Source organism: Pseudomonas sp. JL3, assembly GCF_031570575.1.
Lineage (GTDB): Bacteria > Pseudomonadota > Gammaproteobacteria > Pseudomonadales > Pseudomonadaceae > Aquipseudomonas > Aquipseudomonas cucumis.
On the sequence record NZ_JAKWJK010000003.1, the window covers coordinates 115,876 to 132,622 of the forward strand.

Below are 16,747 nucleotides of genomic sequence, written 5' to 3' on the forward strand. Positions count from 1 at the left end.
CATTGCCGGCCCGGAATTGAAGAGGCAGGCCATGGCCAAGACTGGACAAGAACGATCGGAGAAGGCAGCGCTGAAGCGGGTCGAGTTCGACGAGAAGGAACTGCGACACCGATGCCGGCTCGGCACGCGGCTGAAGCTGGAAGAACTCATGGGTTGGAGCAAGGACACCGAGCAAGCATCAGTGATTGAGGGTTGCCTGCGGCATGTGCACTCGCTTGGGCCAGAAGGCGCGCGGGAAGCATTGAAGGCGCGCCACGAAATCGTCATTAGCGAAAACGTGGCGCGGAAATTTCACAATCAAAGTTTGTGCGAGATCAGAAAGGATCCAGGTGACGAGATCATAGAGCCAGAATAAAGGTCTCACTCGATACCTGATTCCTCAAAGATAAAATGTTCTCGCAGCTTAGTACTCGAAACTTCCAAACAGACTTTTAGTAGCCCGAGAGTAAAGTCCAAATGATATTCAGTTGGCCCGGTTAGAAGTACAGCGTTTCCATCCCTAATATCCAGAGACGAGTCCATCGACCTGAGAGTTGCGTGACTTGCAACAGCAGAAAGACCGCGATAAATAGTCTCATATAGCGGCATCAGCCCCGCAATTCGCGCCGCGTCGTAAGCAGAAAATTTCGAAGCTGGCCCTTCGGCACGACTTATAACTTCGCTCAAGTCACCTACGTTTTGGTCATTGAGTCCCAACTCAGAAAGTGACCTTATCATCCCTTGGGCTTGCTTCTTCTCTTCGGTATCGCCGTACTTTCCCATCTGAACAAATACGGCGGGGTCGTTTATCAGTGCTACCGCATGAAACAAGGACTCAACCGCAGAACGCGTTAGCGTTTGAGCATCGACTACAAGCCCCCTTTCACAAAGCAGTATTGCCGCCTGACAACTCCTGACCGCTTTATGAAACAGAATGAGTGAAGCAACCATATGAGGAACGTCTTGGTAAACGCCAGCACCCATCACCAGATACTGAGCAACGCCAGAGGCGGCCTCGACATCTTCAAAATTTTTCTTGTGGGTCGATTTTAGCTTGGCTTTTACAAGCTCAACCGCCGGAGAAAGAAAGCCTTTCTCATTAAGGTCGCCGAATAACGCGTGATCCATGTCCAACTGCTCCCCTAGCCCTGTTCAATGGTCAAAACACTAACATTACCCATAATTTGCCACCACCGGTCACGGAGGGCGGCGCTTACCCGAGGAATTCGCAATGCCCGTTCTCCACAGCGTGATTCATAAGATCGACAAGAAGCCCGACGGTAGCCCGGCTGTTCTGTTCCTTGGCGGCGCCGGACAGGTTGAGAGCCAGGCTCGCGACGACCTGATGAGCCAGTTCAACGAAAACTACAACGCCACTACCGGTAAGGCCTGGGGCTTCTTTCATCATGAGTCGGGCGCACACCCACTCAGTGGATGGCTCGCCAAGTACCGGGCAGGCGGCTCTGATTTTCTCGAGTTCAGCACCATCGCCGTTGAGCACCTGACCAAACTGATGGAAGAATCGAACCTGACCACCGGCGGGCACGCCCTCTTCTGCCACTACCAGCAAGGCCTGACCGATTACCTGATCATTGCCCTGGTGCAGGAAACCGAAGCAATGACCTTGACCGAGGAGCTGCACCTGATGACGGTCAAGCGCCTGGACCTGGACCACATCCGCATGGCCGCGCGCATCAATCTCAGTGAGTGGAAGAACAACCCACAGTCTCGTCAGTACATCTCGTACCTCAAGGGTAAACAGGGCCGCAGGCTCAGCGAGTACTTCCGCGACTTCATCGGCGCACAGGAAGGCGTCGACGGCCCGAGGGAAACCCGCACACTGCTCAAGGCGTTTAGTGATTTCGTTGAAAGTGAAGATTTCGGTGAGGAATCCGCTCGGGAGAAGACCGAAACACTGGTCAGCTATGCCTTGTCCCAGGCCAAACTGGGCGAGCCGATCACGCTCGACGAACTGTCCGAAGTACTCGACGACGATCAGCCAAAAGCGTTTGCCGATTTCGTCGAGGGTAAAGACTACGGCCTCTCCGATTCGATCCCGCCGGACAAGAAGACCCTTAACAAATTCCGACGCTTCACCGGCCGTGCCGATGGCCTGTCCATCAGCTTCGAGCAGCACCTGCTGGGCTCCAAGATTGAGTTCGACGAAGCTGGCGGCACGCTGACGCTGCGCAACTTGCCAAACCAGCTCACCGACCAACTAAAGCGCGGGACCGCTTGATATACACGCCGAAGAGTCCGTCCGCTTTGCCACCATGTCGCGACTTGAAATCGTCGTTCAAGAAAGTGGTCATGACGCTTTCTAAATGCATTCATGAAAAGTTTATTAATACCAGACCGGTACAAGTAAAAGCCTTCAATATTTGGAACACTAATAGCTTGGGTCCTGCATGGGCGATCACTAAGCTTTCGAATTCTGATGAATGAGCTACGATTATAGCGTGTCAGCTGAGAGCTGCCTCCAGCAAATAAACCGCTACGAACGCCACGAGATATTCCAATGAAAAAAAGCATGTACGAAATAGAGAGAGATAAAATCAAAGCACAAATGGATGCTGAACAAACCCAAAAAAACCGGCCTTTGGATGCCGAAACAGCCGCAATCATATCACTTGCAGAATGGGAAAAAATGCATGCCTTCCCCGACCTAACCGTAGGGCTTGCACTTAGATTTAGCAAAATAAGTACCTACCAGGATGGCGACGCATATAACCTAGAACCTTTCAGATATACCAGTATTATCGATTACGCATCAAGGCTACGCACAACTATTGACTTTTCCAGAGCCATGATAGAAAACAAAGAGTCAGAGGTTGAGTACGGATTAATATTGACCGGCGCCACTACAAAAGCGAATAAAGACTATATGTTTACAGACAAACGTACACTCTACAAATGTGAAGGCCTTGGAAACCCAAGCGTGCTTCATAGTTTCCCCATGCATAAAGACATCAAGCCTACGGGGTTTGCCAGAAGTATAATAATTTCAATAATCAACATTTTACCCTCGAAACCACTACCCACCTTTCAATGACAACCACACAATATAACTCGAACATCGATAGGCGGCGCAAACATAGCTCAGCAGACAGCAGCCAAGTCCGCCGCCTGACCTACCCTCACCTATTGCGCTGACAGTCAAGAATGGTAAATCCCATTTCCCATCATCGTATTGCCAAGGTGAAAAAAACCAGTCCCATCATCTATCGAAAACATGACAGTGGTTTCGGCGAGAAGATTGTGAAGCGTCTGAAGCTCAGCAGGAACGGCAGGCATTTTTATCAGGATCGAAGAGACCATTGCATCATCATCTAGCCTATCCATTTGGATGTATTCATACCCTGCCAGAGCTTTTCGTAGGGAATGGTGACCACCGATCTCTTTACCTGAGCGAACCAGCCTCGCGCAAACAGTGAATGCAAATGCGTAACCTGTGATTACTGGGTCTGGAGTTGGCGCTTCCTTCCACTCATGATCGTCTTTACTTTCGATCATATATGGGCCCTCACCAATGTATTGGCCATAGTTCTCCACGAGATAGGCCATTTCATAAGTCGACTTCACGGTGGTGGCTATTTCCATAAACGGTGTACTCATGCTGACAACGAGCATAGAGGCTGCAGCTAGTCCTCTCAGGTAAGCCGGCAAGTCATTTTTTTGAACGAGCTGTTTCATAGCGCATCCCCTAATCCGGCTCCATGCCGGGCTGAACACAAATACCCCACTTCAACGAATCACGCCAGCCGGCGAGGATCTCCTATGTCCGCACAACAGAAGAAACACCCCTTCGATTTCAAAACTCAATACGGACTCGGCTTCGGCACTCAGGATGATGAGATCGTTGTCGACTTCTTCTGTGGTGGTGGCGGCGCCGGTACCGGGCTGGAAATGGGCCTTGGTCGCGCGGTGAACGTCGCTAAGAACCACAGCCCTCAGGCGATCAGCATGCACACCGTGAATCACCCAGGCGCCGTGCACTACACCACCGACGTATTCGACGGTGATCCGGACACTGAGTGCGGCGGCAAGGCGGTTGGCTGGTTCCACATGTCGCCGGACTGCACGCATCACAGCCAGGCAGCCGGAGGCCAGCCACGCAAACGTGAGATTCGAAACCTATCGTGGATCGGTCTGAAGTGGGCCGGCAAGAAGAAGCCCCGCGTCATCAGCCTAGAAAACGTGAAACAGATCCTCCAGTGGGGGCCGCTGATCGCCAAGCGCTGCAAGGCGACCGGCCGAGTAATGAAGCTGGGCTGCAGCATTGCCGAGCCAAGTGAAGTCGTCCCGGTCCACCAGCAGTTTTTGGTGCCTGATCCGAAACGCCGCGGGCAGACCTGGGCGATCTTCGTCGCCGAGCTGCAGCACCTTGGCTATGTCGTCGAGTGGCGCGTCATCAAGGCTTGCGACTTTGGCGCGCCGACCAGCCGGGAACGCCTGTTCATGATCGCCCGCTGTGACGGTGAGCCGATTGTCTGGCCAGCACCGACCCACGCCAAACACCCCGTGAAAGGCCAGCAGAAGTGGCGCACCGCCGCCGAGTGCATCGACTGGACAATCCCGAGCAAAAGCATCTTTGACCGGCCGAAGCCTCTGGCACCGGCCACCCTTCGGCGAATCGCCAAAGGCATGAAGAAGTTCGTCATCGATGCCGCCGACCCGTTCATTGTGCCGATCGCGAACTGGTCCGGTGAAAGCGTCCAGTCGGCACACGACCCGCTGCGCACCGTGACCTCTTGGCCGCGCGGCGGATCGTTTGCCATGGCCAGCCCGATCATCGCGCCTGCCACGCATCATGGCAGCGACCGAATCAACGACCCGCACACCCCGCTACCGACGGTGACCTGCGCCAACCGCGGGGAGCTGACGCTGATCAGCCCTACGCTGATTCAAACCGGTTATGGCGAATGCGCTGGGCAAGAGCCGCGAGTGCCTGGACTGGATCAACCGATCGGCACAGTCGTCGCTGGCGGCGTGAAGCACGCCATCACCGCGGCGCACCTGGTGAAGTTCCGGTTTGCTGATGAAGGCAAGGCGCTCGACGAGCCTCTTCCGACCATCACCAGCGGAGGCAACTATCAGCGCCCGGCCGGCGCGGCCCACGCAATGGGGATCTCGACGGTATTCATGGCTCAGATGAACGGAGGCTTCAACACCACCGACGCCAAGAGCATCGACGAGCCGGTGACCAACACCGGCAGCCAGCAGCAGCTGGTGACCGCTAATCTGGTGCACCTTCGCGGCAACTGCGATGCGCGTGACATCGCTGACCCGCTGCACACGATCAGCGCCGGCGGCACCCACCACGGTCTGGTCACCGCCTTCATGGAGCGCCAATTCGGCGCCAGCGTTGGCCAGGCAGTGGATGAGCCGGCACCAACCATCACGGCGGGTGGCGGCGGCAAGAGTTCGCTGGTCGAGTTCCAGCTTTCGCCAGAGGTGGAAGCCGGCGCACTGCGGGTCGCGGCATTCCTGATCAGTTACTACGGTACCGAGAACGTGAGCGGCGCCGGCGAGCCAGCACCAACGATCACCACCAAGGATCGCCTGGCACTGGTCACTGTGACGATCAAGGGCGCGCCGTACGTGATCGTCGACATCTGCCTACGGATGCTGCAGCCCGCCGAGCTGTACAAGGCTCAGGGTTTCCCAGCCGACTACATCATCAGTCACGGTGCCGACGGTAAGCCGTTCACCAAAACCCAACAGGTCCACATGTGCGGGAACAGCGTCAGCCCACCGCCGATGGCGGCACTGGCACGAGCCAATGATCCATGGCGTGCAGTTGAGCGCCAAGCAGCAGCGGCATAACTCAGGCAAACCACACCTGCCAAGGCGATGTATTGAGCCAGTCCAACAGCTGATGTATCCGCGTCATCATCTGGTCAATCAGAATTTGGACCAGCAGGTCTTCAAAAAATCGTCTCATTCCGGCACCCCTTGTCGAGGTATTTATTATCCTCTTTCATCGGTGCCGCGAAATGGGGGGGAACTATGGCCAATGTCTTACACACCGCACCTTACAGAATCTTCCCCCCTTGACATCACTCCTTCCACCGTCCGGGCATGGCCCGGCATAGGACGCCCCCACAGAAAACAAAATCGCTGCCGTCGGCATGACGGTTGTGAATGCCCATGATCTGGTATCGATGGCGATTGCAGGAGTACCAACATCTGCCGAGCTGATGTAAAAAGTACAGTCTCTATTTCACCCAAGCTAGGGACATGAGCCAATACATGCAGATCACTCGCACTGGAACAGTTTTAACTGGTGAACATGCCGGTTGGACCATAAGCGTTCACGACGACAATGCGGGTGAAACTGGTGGCTATTTCCTTTACTTATTACTGGACGAGCAGCACGGCTTTGATTCCTGGTTCGAAACCATAGAACAGTTGGAGCGAGAAATTTCAGAGTTCGACGTTCGCTGGGACTAGAGCTTCACAGCTTCATTTCACCTTCCCCTCCCTCCACTTCAAAGTCAGCCGCTATAGCGGCAAGGACTCGTCGTCAGGGAGAGGGAACAAAATCTCCTAACCACTCTCGGGCAATCGGGACCGCGTATTCAAGCAGCTCTAGCGGAACACTCTCTACGAATAGGGTTACCTCAAAACGAAGCGTTTCGTCGTTTCGAAAGATTTCAAACACCAGCCCGTTGTTACCTCTCCAGCACTCCATCGCAAGGCCATCGTGACCTTCAACAACGCTTGAAGCGCAGCAAAACCGATATTCAACTCCGTGTACGACCACGTCCTACCTCCATTTGTTAATGGCGGCAACGATACCTCTCCCCCATACGAACTTAATAGCCGCTATAGCGGCAAAGGAACAGTCATGCCTGAAGAAACTGTTTTGATCGAACCATTTCCGGTCCATCGCGATGCAAACGGTTGGTGGTCGCCCCCTGACTACCTCTCGGAATTCGATGACGAAATCACCGAAGAGCAGTTCAACAATTGGTGCGCACGCCACCAAGTGGAAACGAAGATCACCTACATGGAGAGCGACGTATCGACCGATGTATTCAACGTCTACATGGAAGACGGCCAGGTTGATTGCTCGGCGTGGGAGATTCAGCATCCCGCCGAACCTGGTTGGTTCATCCTGTCGATTCACGACGCCGAGGATGGCCCTGTTTGCATCTGGGGCCGACGGATGACGCCATGATCATTACAGTGGAACTCACTTACTCCGCTGACCCCATCCGATCAGCATAAACGCGGCTCCCGGAATCCAGAGTCCAGGGCTTTCAATACCCAAACCGCAGACAAAGAGTGACATCCCCACTACGAACAGCGGCTTTCTAAATGCATTTTCCATAATTTCTACCACTCCTTTTAAGAATCACTCCCATTAAATCATAAAGCCTGCCGGTCGGCGGGCGAGGAATCCCCATGACCAAAGAAAATGTGTTCGACGAACAAATCAGCCCACTGGTCCACCAAATCATCGACATCTGCAAAGAGCACAACATCGCTCTGCTGCTCTCCGCTCAACTGCAGGACGAGGATGACGAAACGCTCTACTGCACAACCATTCTTCCCGGTACCGACGATGTGTCTAACGAGAAGTTTGTCCCGGCACTGAACATCATCAGGCCGTCAAGTCGCTCCGTCATGCACATGACCACCACTCATGCCGACGGCAGCCAGACGCTGACCGCAATCATCCGACCCCCTTCCCCAACCTTCTGCCGCCACGCGCGGCATGGAGCATCGCTATGTCAAATCGAAGCGCGGCTCAAGTCGCGCCCATCCTCCCGCGCTTCATTCGCGCCGGCGAGGCTTACGGCTATCTCGGCATGTGCCGGGATGAATTCAACAAAACGGTCAGGCCGAACGTGCGCGAATTCCCGATCGGGAAACAGGGCATTGGCTTCGACCGAATAGAGCTCGACCAGTGGGCAGATGCCTACATCGAGTCCATGGCAATTGAAAAAGCGGCCAATCAGGACAACAATCAGCCCCGCAGTGGGCGCCAAGGAGTTAATAAATGGCGCGAAAAACCATGTCCGGCCTCTACGAGAGGAACGGCATTTGGCACATCGACAAAGTCGTCCGAGGTCAGCGACTTCAAGAAAGCACTGGATCAAGCGAGAGGGAAGAAGCGGAGCAGTACCTGATTCACCGCTTGGAAAAGCTCAGGCAAGAACAGGTATACGGCGTGCGCCAGGTACGAACTTGGCGCGAGGCCGCCACCAAGTTTCTGGTCGAGTTCAAGGATCAGCCGTCAATCGCCCTGTCCGCTTCCCACATTGAGCAGCTGGATCCGTACATCGGCGACTTACCGATCACGCACATTGATGACGGGACGCTTTCCGCCTTCAAGCGGGATCGGCAAAAGCCAACCAAGACGGCGACCGGGAAGGTGAAGCCTGGTGTTTCGAACAGGACGGTGAACATCGCCCTGCAACGAGTCGTCAGGATATTGAACCTGTGCCACAGGAAGTGGCGAGACGCAGAAAAGCGGCCGTGGCTTGATAGCGTGCCGATGATCTCGATGCTGGAGGAAAAACGGTCGAGCAGAAAGCCCTATCCGTTGTCTTGGGAAGAACAGTCCATGCTCTTTGCGGAAATCCCTGATCACCTGCTGAGGATGGCCCTCTACAAAGTGAACACGGGATGCCGAGAGCAGGAAGTTTGCAAATTGCGGTGGGAATGGGAGATACGGGTGCCGGAGCTGGAAACGAGCGTGTTTCTGATTCCGCCAGGGTTTGGCGGTCGGCATGACAAGGCGGGAGTGAAGAACGGCGATGAAAGGCTGGTGGTGCTGAACAGGGTAGCGATGTCAGTGATTGATGGTCAGCGCGGCCTGCATCCCGATTTGGTTTTCCCGTATGGGCAACCAGATCAGTTTGGACCGACAGCGATTCACCGGATGAATGACACGGCCTGGAAGAAGGCCAGGATACGAGCGGCGGCGAAGTGGGAAAAGGAGCATAAGTCGCCAGCGCACCCTGGATTCCGCTCGATCAGGGTTCATGACCTGAAGCACACCTTTGGCAGAAGGCTGCGTGCTGCGGGCATTACCGAAGAAGATCGAAAGGCATTACTTGGGCACAAGAACGGTAGCATTACGAGCCACTATTCTACCGCAGAGCTTGGGCATTTGATTGACGCGGCAAACAAAGTGTCAGCCACCGATTCGCGAGGACCGGCACTGACCATCTTGAGGAGGAAAACGGGATGATCCCCCGCAAAAGTCCCTACACGTAAAAAAGCCGAACTGGCTAGAGTTCGGCTAAGTTACTGAATTATATGGTCGGGACGGAGTGATTCGAACACTCGACCCCTAGCACCCCATGCTAGTGCGCTACCGGACTGCGCTACGCCCCGACTAGGCGTTGAATCTGTCCCTCATCTCGAGGAACGCTCAAGAATATATCGCAAGCTTTTGAAAACTGGAAGTATTTAAAAGCAGGAATTTATTTCTTAAGCACCACCAGAACATCTTCCAGCTCGGCGATCATCTGGCGGATCATTTGTTTGTATTGGGTTGTGTCGTCTTTGGCTTCATCGCCGGACAAACGCAAACGTGCGCCGCCGATGGTAAACCCCTGATCGTAAAGAAGCGCGCGGATCTGCCGGATCATCAGCACGTCCTGGCGCTGATAATACCGGCGGTTTCCGCGGCGTTTGACGGGGTTGAGTTGAGGAAACTCCTGCTCCCAGTAGCGCAGCACGTGCGGTTTTACGGCACATAGCTCGCTGACTTCACCAATGGTGAAGTAGCGTTTGCCCGGGATGACGGGTAGTTCGTCGTTATGACTTGGTTCCAGCATAAGCCTCAACTCGGGCCTTCAACTTCTGCCCTGGACGAAAGGTGACCACACGGCGAGCCGTGATCGGGATTTCTTCTCCCGTTTTCGGATTGCGGCCAGGCCGCTGGCGTTTGTCCCGAAGGTCGAAATTGCCGAAACCGGACAATTTGACTTGTTCGTTGTCTTCAAGAGCGTGCCTGATTTCTTCAAAAAACAGTTCGACCAATTCCTTGGCCTCCCGCTTGTTCAGGCCCAGCTCTTCATACAGACGTTCCGCCATCTCAGCTTTCGTCAAAGCCCCCATACGTCACTTCCTTAACGTGGCGTTCAACCTTTGTTCGAGCGAGGTGAGGATGTTTTGCGTCGTGGTATTCACCTCATCGTCATTAAGAGTGCGCGATGGATGCTGCCAGGTCAAGCCGACTGCAAGGCTTTTTCTATCAGGATCAATGCCTTTACCCTGATACACGTCAAATAGCCTGAGGTCTGTGAGCCATTCGCCTGCATTTTCACGGATTACGTCCAGTACGGCACTGGCCGCAACGTCCGTGGCCGCAATCAGCGCCAAGTCACGACGCACTTCAGGAAAGCGCGACAACTCCTGGAATTCAGGCATTTTTCCCAATGCCACTTCGGCCAGAACCAACTCGAAGACGAAAACCGGGCGGTCGAGACCGAGGGTTTTCGACAATTCAGGATGGATAGCGCCAACGAAACCTACCAAGCGGCCTTCACGTTCGATGCGCGCGGTTTGACCCGGGTGCAACGCAGGGTGTTTGCCCGGCACGAACGTGAACGAATCCAGCGCACCGGCGAAGCCCAGTACCGCTTCCACATCGGCTTTGACGTCGAAGAAATCCACGACATCGCGACCTTGTGCCCAGCCTTCCGGTAGACGGCTACCGCACACCACACCCGCCAGCATCGGCTCTTGCTTCAGGCCTTCCAGCTGACCGACGAAACGCAGGCCGCTTTCGAACAGGCGGACGCGATCTTGCTGACGGTTCAGGTTGTGCTGAAGCGCCTTGACCAAACCAGGCCACAGGGACGAACGCATGGCCGCCATGTCGTTGGAAATCGGGTTGGCCAGCAGCAGCGGCTCGACACCCGGATTAAACAACTCGAATTGTTTCGGATCGATGAAGCTGTAGGTAATCGCTTCCTGGTAACCACGGGCCACCAGCAGACGACGCAGCTCAGGCAGATCGCTACGCGCTTCAGCCTTGGCTTGCGGCGCCAGACGGGCTTGCGGGTAGCGAACCGGCAGACGGTTGTAACCGTACAGACGGGCCAGTTCTTCGATCAGGTCGACTTCCAGACTGATATCGAAACGGAAGCTTGGCACTTCAACGCGCCACAGCCCTGCCCCATCGGCAGAAATGGTCAGACCCAAGGCGCCGAGCAGACGCTCGACTTCGGCCGAGTCCATTTCCATGCCCAGCATCTGGGTGATGCGTTGGGCACGCAGGGTGATCGGAGCGATCGATGGCAGATGCTGCTCGCTGACGGTTTCGACGATCGGGCCAGCTTCACCGCCGGTGATCTCCAGCAGCAGGCCAGTGGCGCGCTCCATGGCTTCACGGGCCAGCTTCCAGTCCACGCCACGCTCATAGCGGTGCGAAGCGTCGGTGTGCAGGCCGTAGGAACGAGCCTTGCCAGCAACGGCAATCTGATCGAAGAAGGCACTTTCAAGGAATATGTCGCGAGTGGTCGCGGTGTTGACGCCGCTATGCTCGCCCCCCATGACGCCAGCGATTGCCAGTGCGCGGGTGTGGTCGGCAATCACCAGCGTATCGCTACGCAGGCTGACTTCCTGGCCATCGAGCAGCACCAGCTTCTCGCCTTCTTCGGCCATGCGCACGCGGATGCCGCCATTGATTTCGGCGAGATCGAAGGCGTGCAGCGGTTGACCCAGTTCCAGCATCACGTAGTTGGTGATGTCGACGGCGGCGTCGATGCTACGCACGTCGGCACGACGCAGACGCTCGACCATCCACAGCGGCGTAGGCTTGGACAGGTCAACGTTACGGATCACACGACCCAGGTAACGCGGGCATGCGGCTGGCGCGAGGACTTCAACTGAACGCACTTCGTCGTGCACAGCGGGAACGCTGGCAACGACCGGACGCGTGACTTGGACGGCGTACAGCGCACCGACTTCGCGGGCCAGACCGGCCAGGGACAGGCAATCACCGCGGTTCGGGGTCAGGTCGACCTCGATGCTGGCGTCTTCCAGGTTCAGGTATTCACGAATGTCCTGACCGACTGGCGCATCGGCCGGCAATTCCATCAGACCATCGTTGCCTTCGCCGATTTGCAGCTCGGCCTGAGAGCACAGCATGCCGTTGGATTCAACGCCACGCAGCTTGGCTTTCTTGATTTTGAAGTCGCCCGGCAGTTCGGCACCGATCATGGCAAACGGGATCTTCAGGCCCGGGCGCACGTTTGGCGCACCGCACACTACCTGGAAAGTCTCCGAGCCATTGCTGACCTGGCAAACGCGCAACTTATCAGCGTCAGGGTGTTGCTCGGTGTTCAGCACCTCGCCCACCACCACGCCACTGAATTCACCGGCGGCCGGCGTAACGCTATCGACCTCAAGACCGGCCATCGACAGACGAGCAACCAGCTCGTCGCGATTTACCTGCGGGCTTACCCAGCCACGCAGCCATTGTTCACTGAATTTCATCCTGCTCTCCTAAGAATTCGTTACGACTAGCGAAATTGCGCGAGGAACCGCAAGTCGTTGTCGAAGAACAGACGCAAGTCGTTCACGCCGTAACGCAGCATGGCCAGACGCTCAACGCCCATGCCGAAGGCAAAGCCCGAAAACTCTTCCGGGTCGATCCCGGACATACGCAACACATTCGGGTGAACCATGCCGCAGCCCATGACTTCCAACCAGCCAGTCTGTTTGCAGACGCGGCAGCCTTTACCGCTGCACATCACGCATTCCATGTCGACTTCAGCGGATGGCTCGGTGAACGGGAAGTACGATGGACGGAAACGCACGGCCAGTTCTTTTTCGAAGAACACGCGCAGGAACTCTTCGATGGTGCCTTTCAGGTCGGCGAAGTTGATATCGCGATCGACCAGCAGGCCTTCGACCTGGTGGAACATCGGCGAGTGGGTGATATCGGAGTCGCTGCGGTACACACGGCCTGGGCAGACGATGCGGATCGGCGGCTGTTTCGATTCCATGGTGCGGACCTGTACCGGCGAGGTATGAGTGCGCAGCAACATGTTGGCATTGAAATAGAAGGTGTCATGCATCGACCGGGCCGGGTGATGGCCTGGGATGTTGAGCGCCTCGAAGTTGTGATAGTCGTCTTCGACCTCAGGGCCTTCGGCGATGCCGTAGCCGATATGGGTGAAGAACTGCTCGATACGTTCCAGAGTGCGAGTAACCGGATGCAGACCACCGGAGGTCTGGCCACGGCCAGGCAGGGTCACGTCAATGGACTCGGCGGACAGTTTGGCGGCCAGGTCGGCCTCTTCAAACAGTGCCTTGCGGGCATTGAGAACCTCTGTGACACGCTCCTTGGCAACGTTGATCAGCGCGCCGACTTGCGGACGCTCTTCTGCTGGCAAATTCCCCAGGGTCTTCATCACCTGAGTCAATTCGCCCTTTTTGCCAAGGTAGTGAACCCGGATTTGCTCCAGGGCATTGATATCTTCAGCGCTTTGCACAGCCTCTAGTGCTTGAGAGACGAGCGCATCCAGGTTTTCCATGTACAGACTCCAGATACAAAATAGGGGAAGAGCTTGAAGGCTCTTCCCCTATTTATGACGTTTAACACCTGGCCCCACAGAGGTGAGGCCGGGTGACTGTCGGGGGTACTTAAGCCAAGGTGGCTTTAGCTTTCTCGACAATCGCAGCAAACGCCGCTTTTTCGTTCACTGCCAGATCAGCCAGAACCTTACGGTCGATCTCGATGGACGCTTTTTTCAGGCCGGCGATGAAACGGCTGTAGGACAGACCGTTGATACGTGCACCAGCGTTGATACGAGCGATCCACAGAGCGCGGAACTGACGTTTTTTCTGACGACGGTCACGGTAGGCATATTGGCCTGCCTTGATTACCGCTTGCTTGGCAACACGGAATACGCGCGAGCGAGCGCCGTAGTAGCCTTTAGCAAGTTTCAGAATTTTTTTGTGACGTTTACGGGCAATGACGCCACGCTTTACACGAGCCATGAGTTACTTCCTCTATTCTTGACTAAAATTAACGAAGGCGCAGCATGCGCTCGACTTTTGCCACGTCAGACGGATGCAGCAAGCTGCTACCGCGCAGTTGACGCTTACGCTTGGTCGACATTTTAGTCAGGATGTGGCTCTTGAAAGCGTGCTTGTGCTTGATACCGTTAGCAGTTTTCAAAAACCGCTTAGCAGCACCACTTTTAGTTTTCATTTTTGGCATGTTCGGATACTCCGCATTCAGTTGATAAACATAATCAGAAGGCCTGCCGTGCCCTATTGATTACTTCTTCTTTTTCGGGGCGATGACCATGATCAGCTGGCGTCCTTCCATCTTAGGATGCTGTTCGACCGAACCGTACTCGAGCAAATCACCTTCAACTCGCTTGAGGAGTTCCATCCCCAGCTCCTGGTGGGCCATCTCACGGCCGCGGAATCGCAAGGATACCTTGGCCCTGTCCCCATCACTCAGGAAACGTACCAGGTTGCGCAGTTTTACCTGGTAATCCCCTTCCTCCGTCCCTGGACGAAACTTGATTTCTTTAACCTGAATCTGCTTCTGGTTTTTCTTGGCCGCGGCAATCTGCTTCTTCTTCTCGAAGATCGATTTGCCGTAGTCCATCAGTTTGCAAACAGGGGGTACTGCATCGGCGGAAATTTCCACCAAATCCAGTTTGGCCTCTTCAGCCTTAAGAAGCGCGTCTTCAATTGACACAATCCCAAGCTGTTCACCTTCAGCCCCAATTAACCGAACCTCGCGTGCCGAGATATTCTCGTTGATCGGGGCTTTCGGTGCAGCTCGTTTATCTTGTCTCATTTCACGCTTAATAGTAATTACTCCGAATCTGGGCGACCACGCCGGGAAACCGCTTGCGCGAGAAACTCAGCGAACTGGGCGACGGGCATCGAGCCCAGGTCAGCACCTTCACGAGTACGCACAGCGACAGTCTGCATCTCGACTTCCCGATCTCCGATAACCAAGAGATAGGGAACCTTGAGCAAAGTATGCTCGCGGATTTTAAAGCCGATCTTTTCATTTCTCAAGTCAGACTTGGCACGAAATCCGCTTTCGTTGAGGGTTTTTTCAACCTCGGCGGCAAAATCGGCCTGTTTGTCAGTGATATTCATGATCACTGCCTGGGTCGGAGCCAGCCACGCGGGGAATGCACCCTCGTAGTGCTCGATCAGGATTCCGACGAAACGTTCGAACGAACCCAGGATCGCCCGGTGCAACATAACCGGGTGCTTGCGACTGTTGTCTTCGGAGACGTATTCGGCTCCCAGACGGACAGGCAGGTTAAAATCGAGCTGAAGGGTACCACATTGCCAGACACGGCCGAGGCAATCTTTCAGCGAAAACTCGATCTTCGGACCGTAGAACGCACCTTCGCCTGGTTGCAGATCGTACGGCAAGCCAGCGCTATCAAGGGCTGCAGCCAGTGCAGCTTCGGCGCGATCCCACAGCTCGTCAGAACCAACGCGTTTTTCCGGACGAGTGGACAGCTTCATCTCGACGTCTTTGAAGCCGAAGTCGGCATAGACGTCCATGGTCAGCTTGATGAACGCAGCGGATTCGGCCTGCATCTGCTCTTCAGTACAGAAGATGTGAGCATCGTCCTGAGTGAAGGCGCGAACGCGCATGATCCCGTGCAGCGCACCCGACGGCTCGTTACGGTGGCAGGCACCGAACTCGGCCAGGCGCATCGGCAGCTCGCGGTAGCTTTTCAGGCCCTGATTGAACACCTGCACGTGGCACGGGCAGTTCATCGGCTTGATGGCGTAGTCGCGGTTTTCCGACTGAGTGGTAAACATGTTGTCGGCGTAGTTGGCCCAGTGCCCGGATTTCTCCCACAGGCTGCGGTCAACGACTTGTGGAGTCTTGATCTCCAGGTAGCCATTGTCGCGCTGAACCTTGCGCATGTATTGCTCGAGCACCTGGTACAGAGTCCAGCCGTTCGGGTGCCAGAACACCATGCCCGGCGACTCTTCCTGGGTGTGGAACAGGCCCAGACGCTTACCGATCTTGCGGTGATCGCGCTTCTCGGCTTCTTCGATGCGCTGGATGTAAGCCGCCAGTTGCTTCTTGTCCGCCCATGCGGTGCCGTAAACGCGCTGCAATTGCTCGTTCTTGGCATCGCCACGCCAGTAGGCGCCAGACAGCTTGGTCAGCTTGAAGGATTTCAGGAAGCGCGTGTTCGGCACGTGCGGACCGCGGCACATGTCGACGTATTCTTCGTGATAGTACAGACCCATGGCCTGCTCGTTCGGCATGTCTTCGACCAGACGCAGCTTGTAGTCTTCGCCGCGGGCCTTGAACACTTCGATCACTTCGGCGCGCGGAGTGACTTTCTTGATTACGTCGTAATCTTTCTCGATCAGCTGCTGCATGCGCTGTTCGATGGCGACCAGGTCGTCCGGTGTGAAAGGACGCTCGAAGGCGATGTCGTAATAGAAGCCTTCGTCGATGACCGGACCGATGACCATCTTGGCCGCCGGATACAGCTGCTTGACCGCGTGGCCAACCAGGTGGGCGCAAGAGTGGCGAATGATCTCCAGCCCCTCTTCATCCTTTGGCGTAATGATTTGCAGCGAGGAATCGCTGTCGATGATGTCGCTGGCGTCGACCAGCTTGCCATCGACCTTACCGGCCACGGTGGCCTTGGCCAGACCGGCACCGATGGATGCGGCGACCTCGGCTACGGAAACCGGGTGATCGAATGAACGTTGACTGCCGTCGGGAAGAGTAATAGTTGGCATGGCGCCTCCTCTCCTAGTGGTGACCCCTACCAAAGGT

The 16,747-nt window shown here is 55.6% G+C and carries 19 protein-coding genes and 1 tRNA gene; 9 read left to right on the forward strand and 11 right to left on the reverse strand.

All coding sequences use genetic code 11. The features are described 5' to 3' along the window. The first annotated feature begins 31 nt into the window (after nt 1-31). Entirely contained in the window at nt 32-355 is a 324-nt protein-coding gene (locus MMG91_RS06815) for a hypothetical protein (protein ID WP_310659170.1), read from the forward strand. Nucleotides 356-360: 5 nt separating this feature from the next. Here MMG91_RS06815 and MMG91_RS06820 read toward each other — a convergent pair whose 3' ends face one another. Further along, nucleotides 361-1,107, reverse strand: coding sequence for a DUF5677 domain-containing protein (locus tag MMG91_RS06820; protein WP_310659171.1), 747 nt, complete (start codon nt 1,105-1,107; stop codon nt 361-363). Nucleotides 1,108-1,210: 103 nt separating this feature from the next. Here MMG91_RS06820 and yejK point away from each other — a divergent pair, with 103 nt between their 5' ends. Together yejK and MMG91_RS06830 are read left to right on the forward strand one after the other, a co-directional pair. Next, nucleotides 1,211-2,218: a nucleoid-associated protein YejK gene (gene yejK, locus MMG91_RS06825; protein WP_310659172.1), complete on the forward strand. Its 1,008-nt coding sequence runs from the start codon at nt 1,211-1,213 to the stop codon at nt 2,216-2,218. Nucleotides 2,219-2,497: 279 nt separating this feature from the next. Further along, complete coding sequence (locus MMG91_RS06830) at nt 2,498-3,031, forward strand: hypothetical protein (protein ID WP_310659173.1); 534 nt, start codon at nt 2,498-2,500, stop codon at nt 3,029-3,031. 104 nt (nt 3,032-3,135) lie between these two features. Here MMG91_RS06830 and MMG91_RS06835 read toward each other — a convergent pair whose 3' ends face one another. Further along, complete coding sequence (locus MMG91_RS06835; protein WP_310659174.1) at nt 3,136-3,672, reverse strand: hypothetical protein; 537 nt, start codon at nt 3,670-3,672, stop codon at nt 3,136-3,138. A gap of 84 nt (nt 3,673-3,756) precedes the next feature. Between MMG91_RS06835 and MMG91_RS06840 the strand changes: the two genes are divergently transcribed. The 6 genes from MMG91_RS06840 (at nt 3,757) to MMG91_RS06860 (ending at nt 9,184) form a co-directional block, all read left to right on the forward strand. Further along, nucleotides 3,757-5,805 carry a DNA cytosine methyltransferase gene (locus MMG91_RS06840; protein ID WP_310659175.1) on the forward strand — a complete coding sequence of 683 codons (2,049 nt, stop codon included), beginning with the start codon at nt 3,757-3,759 and terminating at the stop codon, nt 5,803-5,805. A gap of 426 nt (nt 5,806-6,231) precedes the next feature. Then, a complete protein-coding gene (locus MMG91_RS06845; RefSeq protein ID WP_310659176.1) occupies nt 6,232-6,432 on the forward strand; it encodes a hypothetical protein in 201 nt (66 codons plus the stop codon). A 397-nt stretch (nt 6,433-6,829) separates the two neighbouring features. After that, nucleotides 6,830-7,162 (forward strand): hypothetical protein, encoded by a 333-nt coding sequence (locus MMG91_RS06850; protein WP_310659177.1) that lies wholly within the window; start codon nt 6,830-6,832, stop codon nt 7,160-7,162. A 227-nt stretch (nt 7,163-7,389) separates the two neighbouring features. Then, complete coding sequence (locus tag MMG91_RS06855; protein ID WP_310659178.1) at nt 7,390-7,884, forward strand: hypothetical protein; 495 nt, start codon at nt 7,390-7,392, stop codon at nt 7,882-7,884. Then, nucleotides 7,797-8,117 carry a hypothetical protein gene (locus MMG91_RS28910; RefSeq protein ID WP_405046525.1) on the forward strand — a complete coding sequence of 107 codons (321 nt, stop codon included), beginning with the start codon at nt 7,797-7,799 and terminating at the stop codon, nt 8,115-8,117. The genes MMG91_RS06855 and MMG91_RS28910 overlap by 88 nt, the downstream gene beginning before the upstream one ends. Beyond that, nucleotides 8,003-9,184: a tyrosine-type recombinase/integrase gene (locus MMG91_RS06860; protein WP_405046526.1), complete on the forward strand. Its 1,182-nt coding sequence runs from the start codon at nt 8,003-8,005 to the stop codon at nt 9,182-9,184. Before MMG91_RS28910 ends, MMG91_RS06860 begins: the two co-directional genes overlap by 115 nt. Before the next feature lie 69 nt (nt 9,185-9,253). Here the strand turns inward: MMG91_RS06860 and MMG91_RS06865 are convergent. The 9 genes from MMG91_RS06865 to thrS all read right to left on the reverse strand — a co-directional run bounded on the left by MMG91_RS06865 (nt 9,254) and on the right by thrS (nt 16,710). After that, nucleotides 9,254-9,330, reverse strand: a tRNA-Pro gene (locus MMG91_RS06865). Between the two features lie 89 nt (nt 9,331-9,419). Further along, on the reverse strand, nt 9,420-9,776 hold the full coding sequence (locus MMG91_RS06870; protein ID WP_003179985.1) for a MerR family transcriptional regulator: 357 nt from the start codon (nt 9,774-9,776) through the stop codon (nt 9,420-9,422). Beyond that, nucleotides 9,757-10,059 (reverse strand): integration host factor subunit alpha, encoded by a 303-nt coding sequence (gene ihfA / locus MMG91_RS06875; protein WP_002553164.1) that lies wholly within the window; start codon nt 10,057-10,059, stop codon nt 9,757-9,759. Before ihfA ends, MMG91_RS06870 begins: the two co-directional genes overlap by 20 nt. A 3-nt stretch (nt 10,060-10,062) precedes the next feature. Next, nucleotides 10,063-12,444, reverse strand: a complete 2,382-nt coding sequence (gene pheT, locus MMG91_RS06880) for a phenylalanine--tRNA ligase subunit beta (protein WP_310659180.1) — start codon at nt 12,442-12,444, stop codon at nt 10,063-10,065. Nucleotides 12,445-12,470: 26 nt separating this feature from the next. Next, the gene (pheS, locus tag MMG91_RS06885; RefSeq protein WP_007905876.1) at nt 12,471-13,487 is read right to left on the reverse strand and encodes a phenylalanine--tRNA ligase subunit alpha; all 1,017 of its coding nucleotides are present in this window, start codon (nt 13,485-13,487) and stop codon (nt 12,471-12,473) included. A gap of 109 nt (nt 13,488-13,596) precedes the next feature. Continuing rightward, nucleotides 13,597-13,953: a 50S ribosomal protein L20 gene (gene rplT, locus MMG91_RS06890; protein WP_007905879.1), complete on the reverse strand. Its 357-nt coding sequence runs from the start codon at nt 13,951-13,953 to the stop codon at nt 13,597-13,599. Nucleotides 13,954-13,981: 28 nt separating this feature from the next. Further along, nucleotides 13,982-14,176 (reverse strand): 50S ribosomal protein L35, encoded by a 195-nt coding sequence (gene rpmI / locus MMG91_RS06895; protein WP_002553160.1) that lies wholly within the window; start codon nt 14,174-14,176, stop codon nt 13,982-13,984. Between the two features lie 60 nt (nt 14,177-14,236). Further along, nucleotides 14,237-14,788 (reverse strand): translation initiation factor IF-3, encoded by a 552-nt coding sequence (infC, locus tag MMG91_RS06900; protein ID WP_169857083.1) that lies wholly within the window; start codon nt 14,786-14,788, stop codon nt 14,237-14,239. Further along, a complete protein-coding gene (gene thrS / locus MMG91_RS06905) occupies nt 14,788-16,710 on the reverse strand; it encodes a threonine--tRNA ligase (RefSeq protein ID WP_310659181.1) in 1,923 nt (640 codons plus the stop codon). The genes infC and thrS overlap by 1 nt, the downstream gene beginning before the upstream one ends. Nucleotides 16,711-16,747 lie beyond the last annotated feature (37 nt).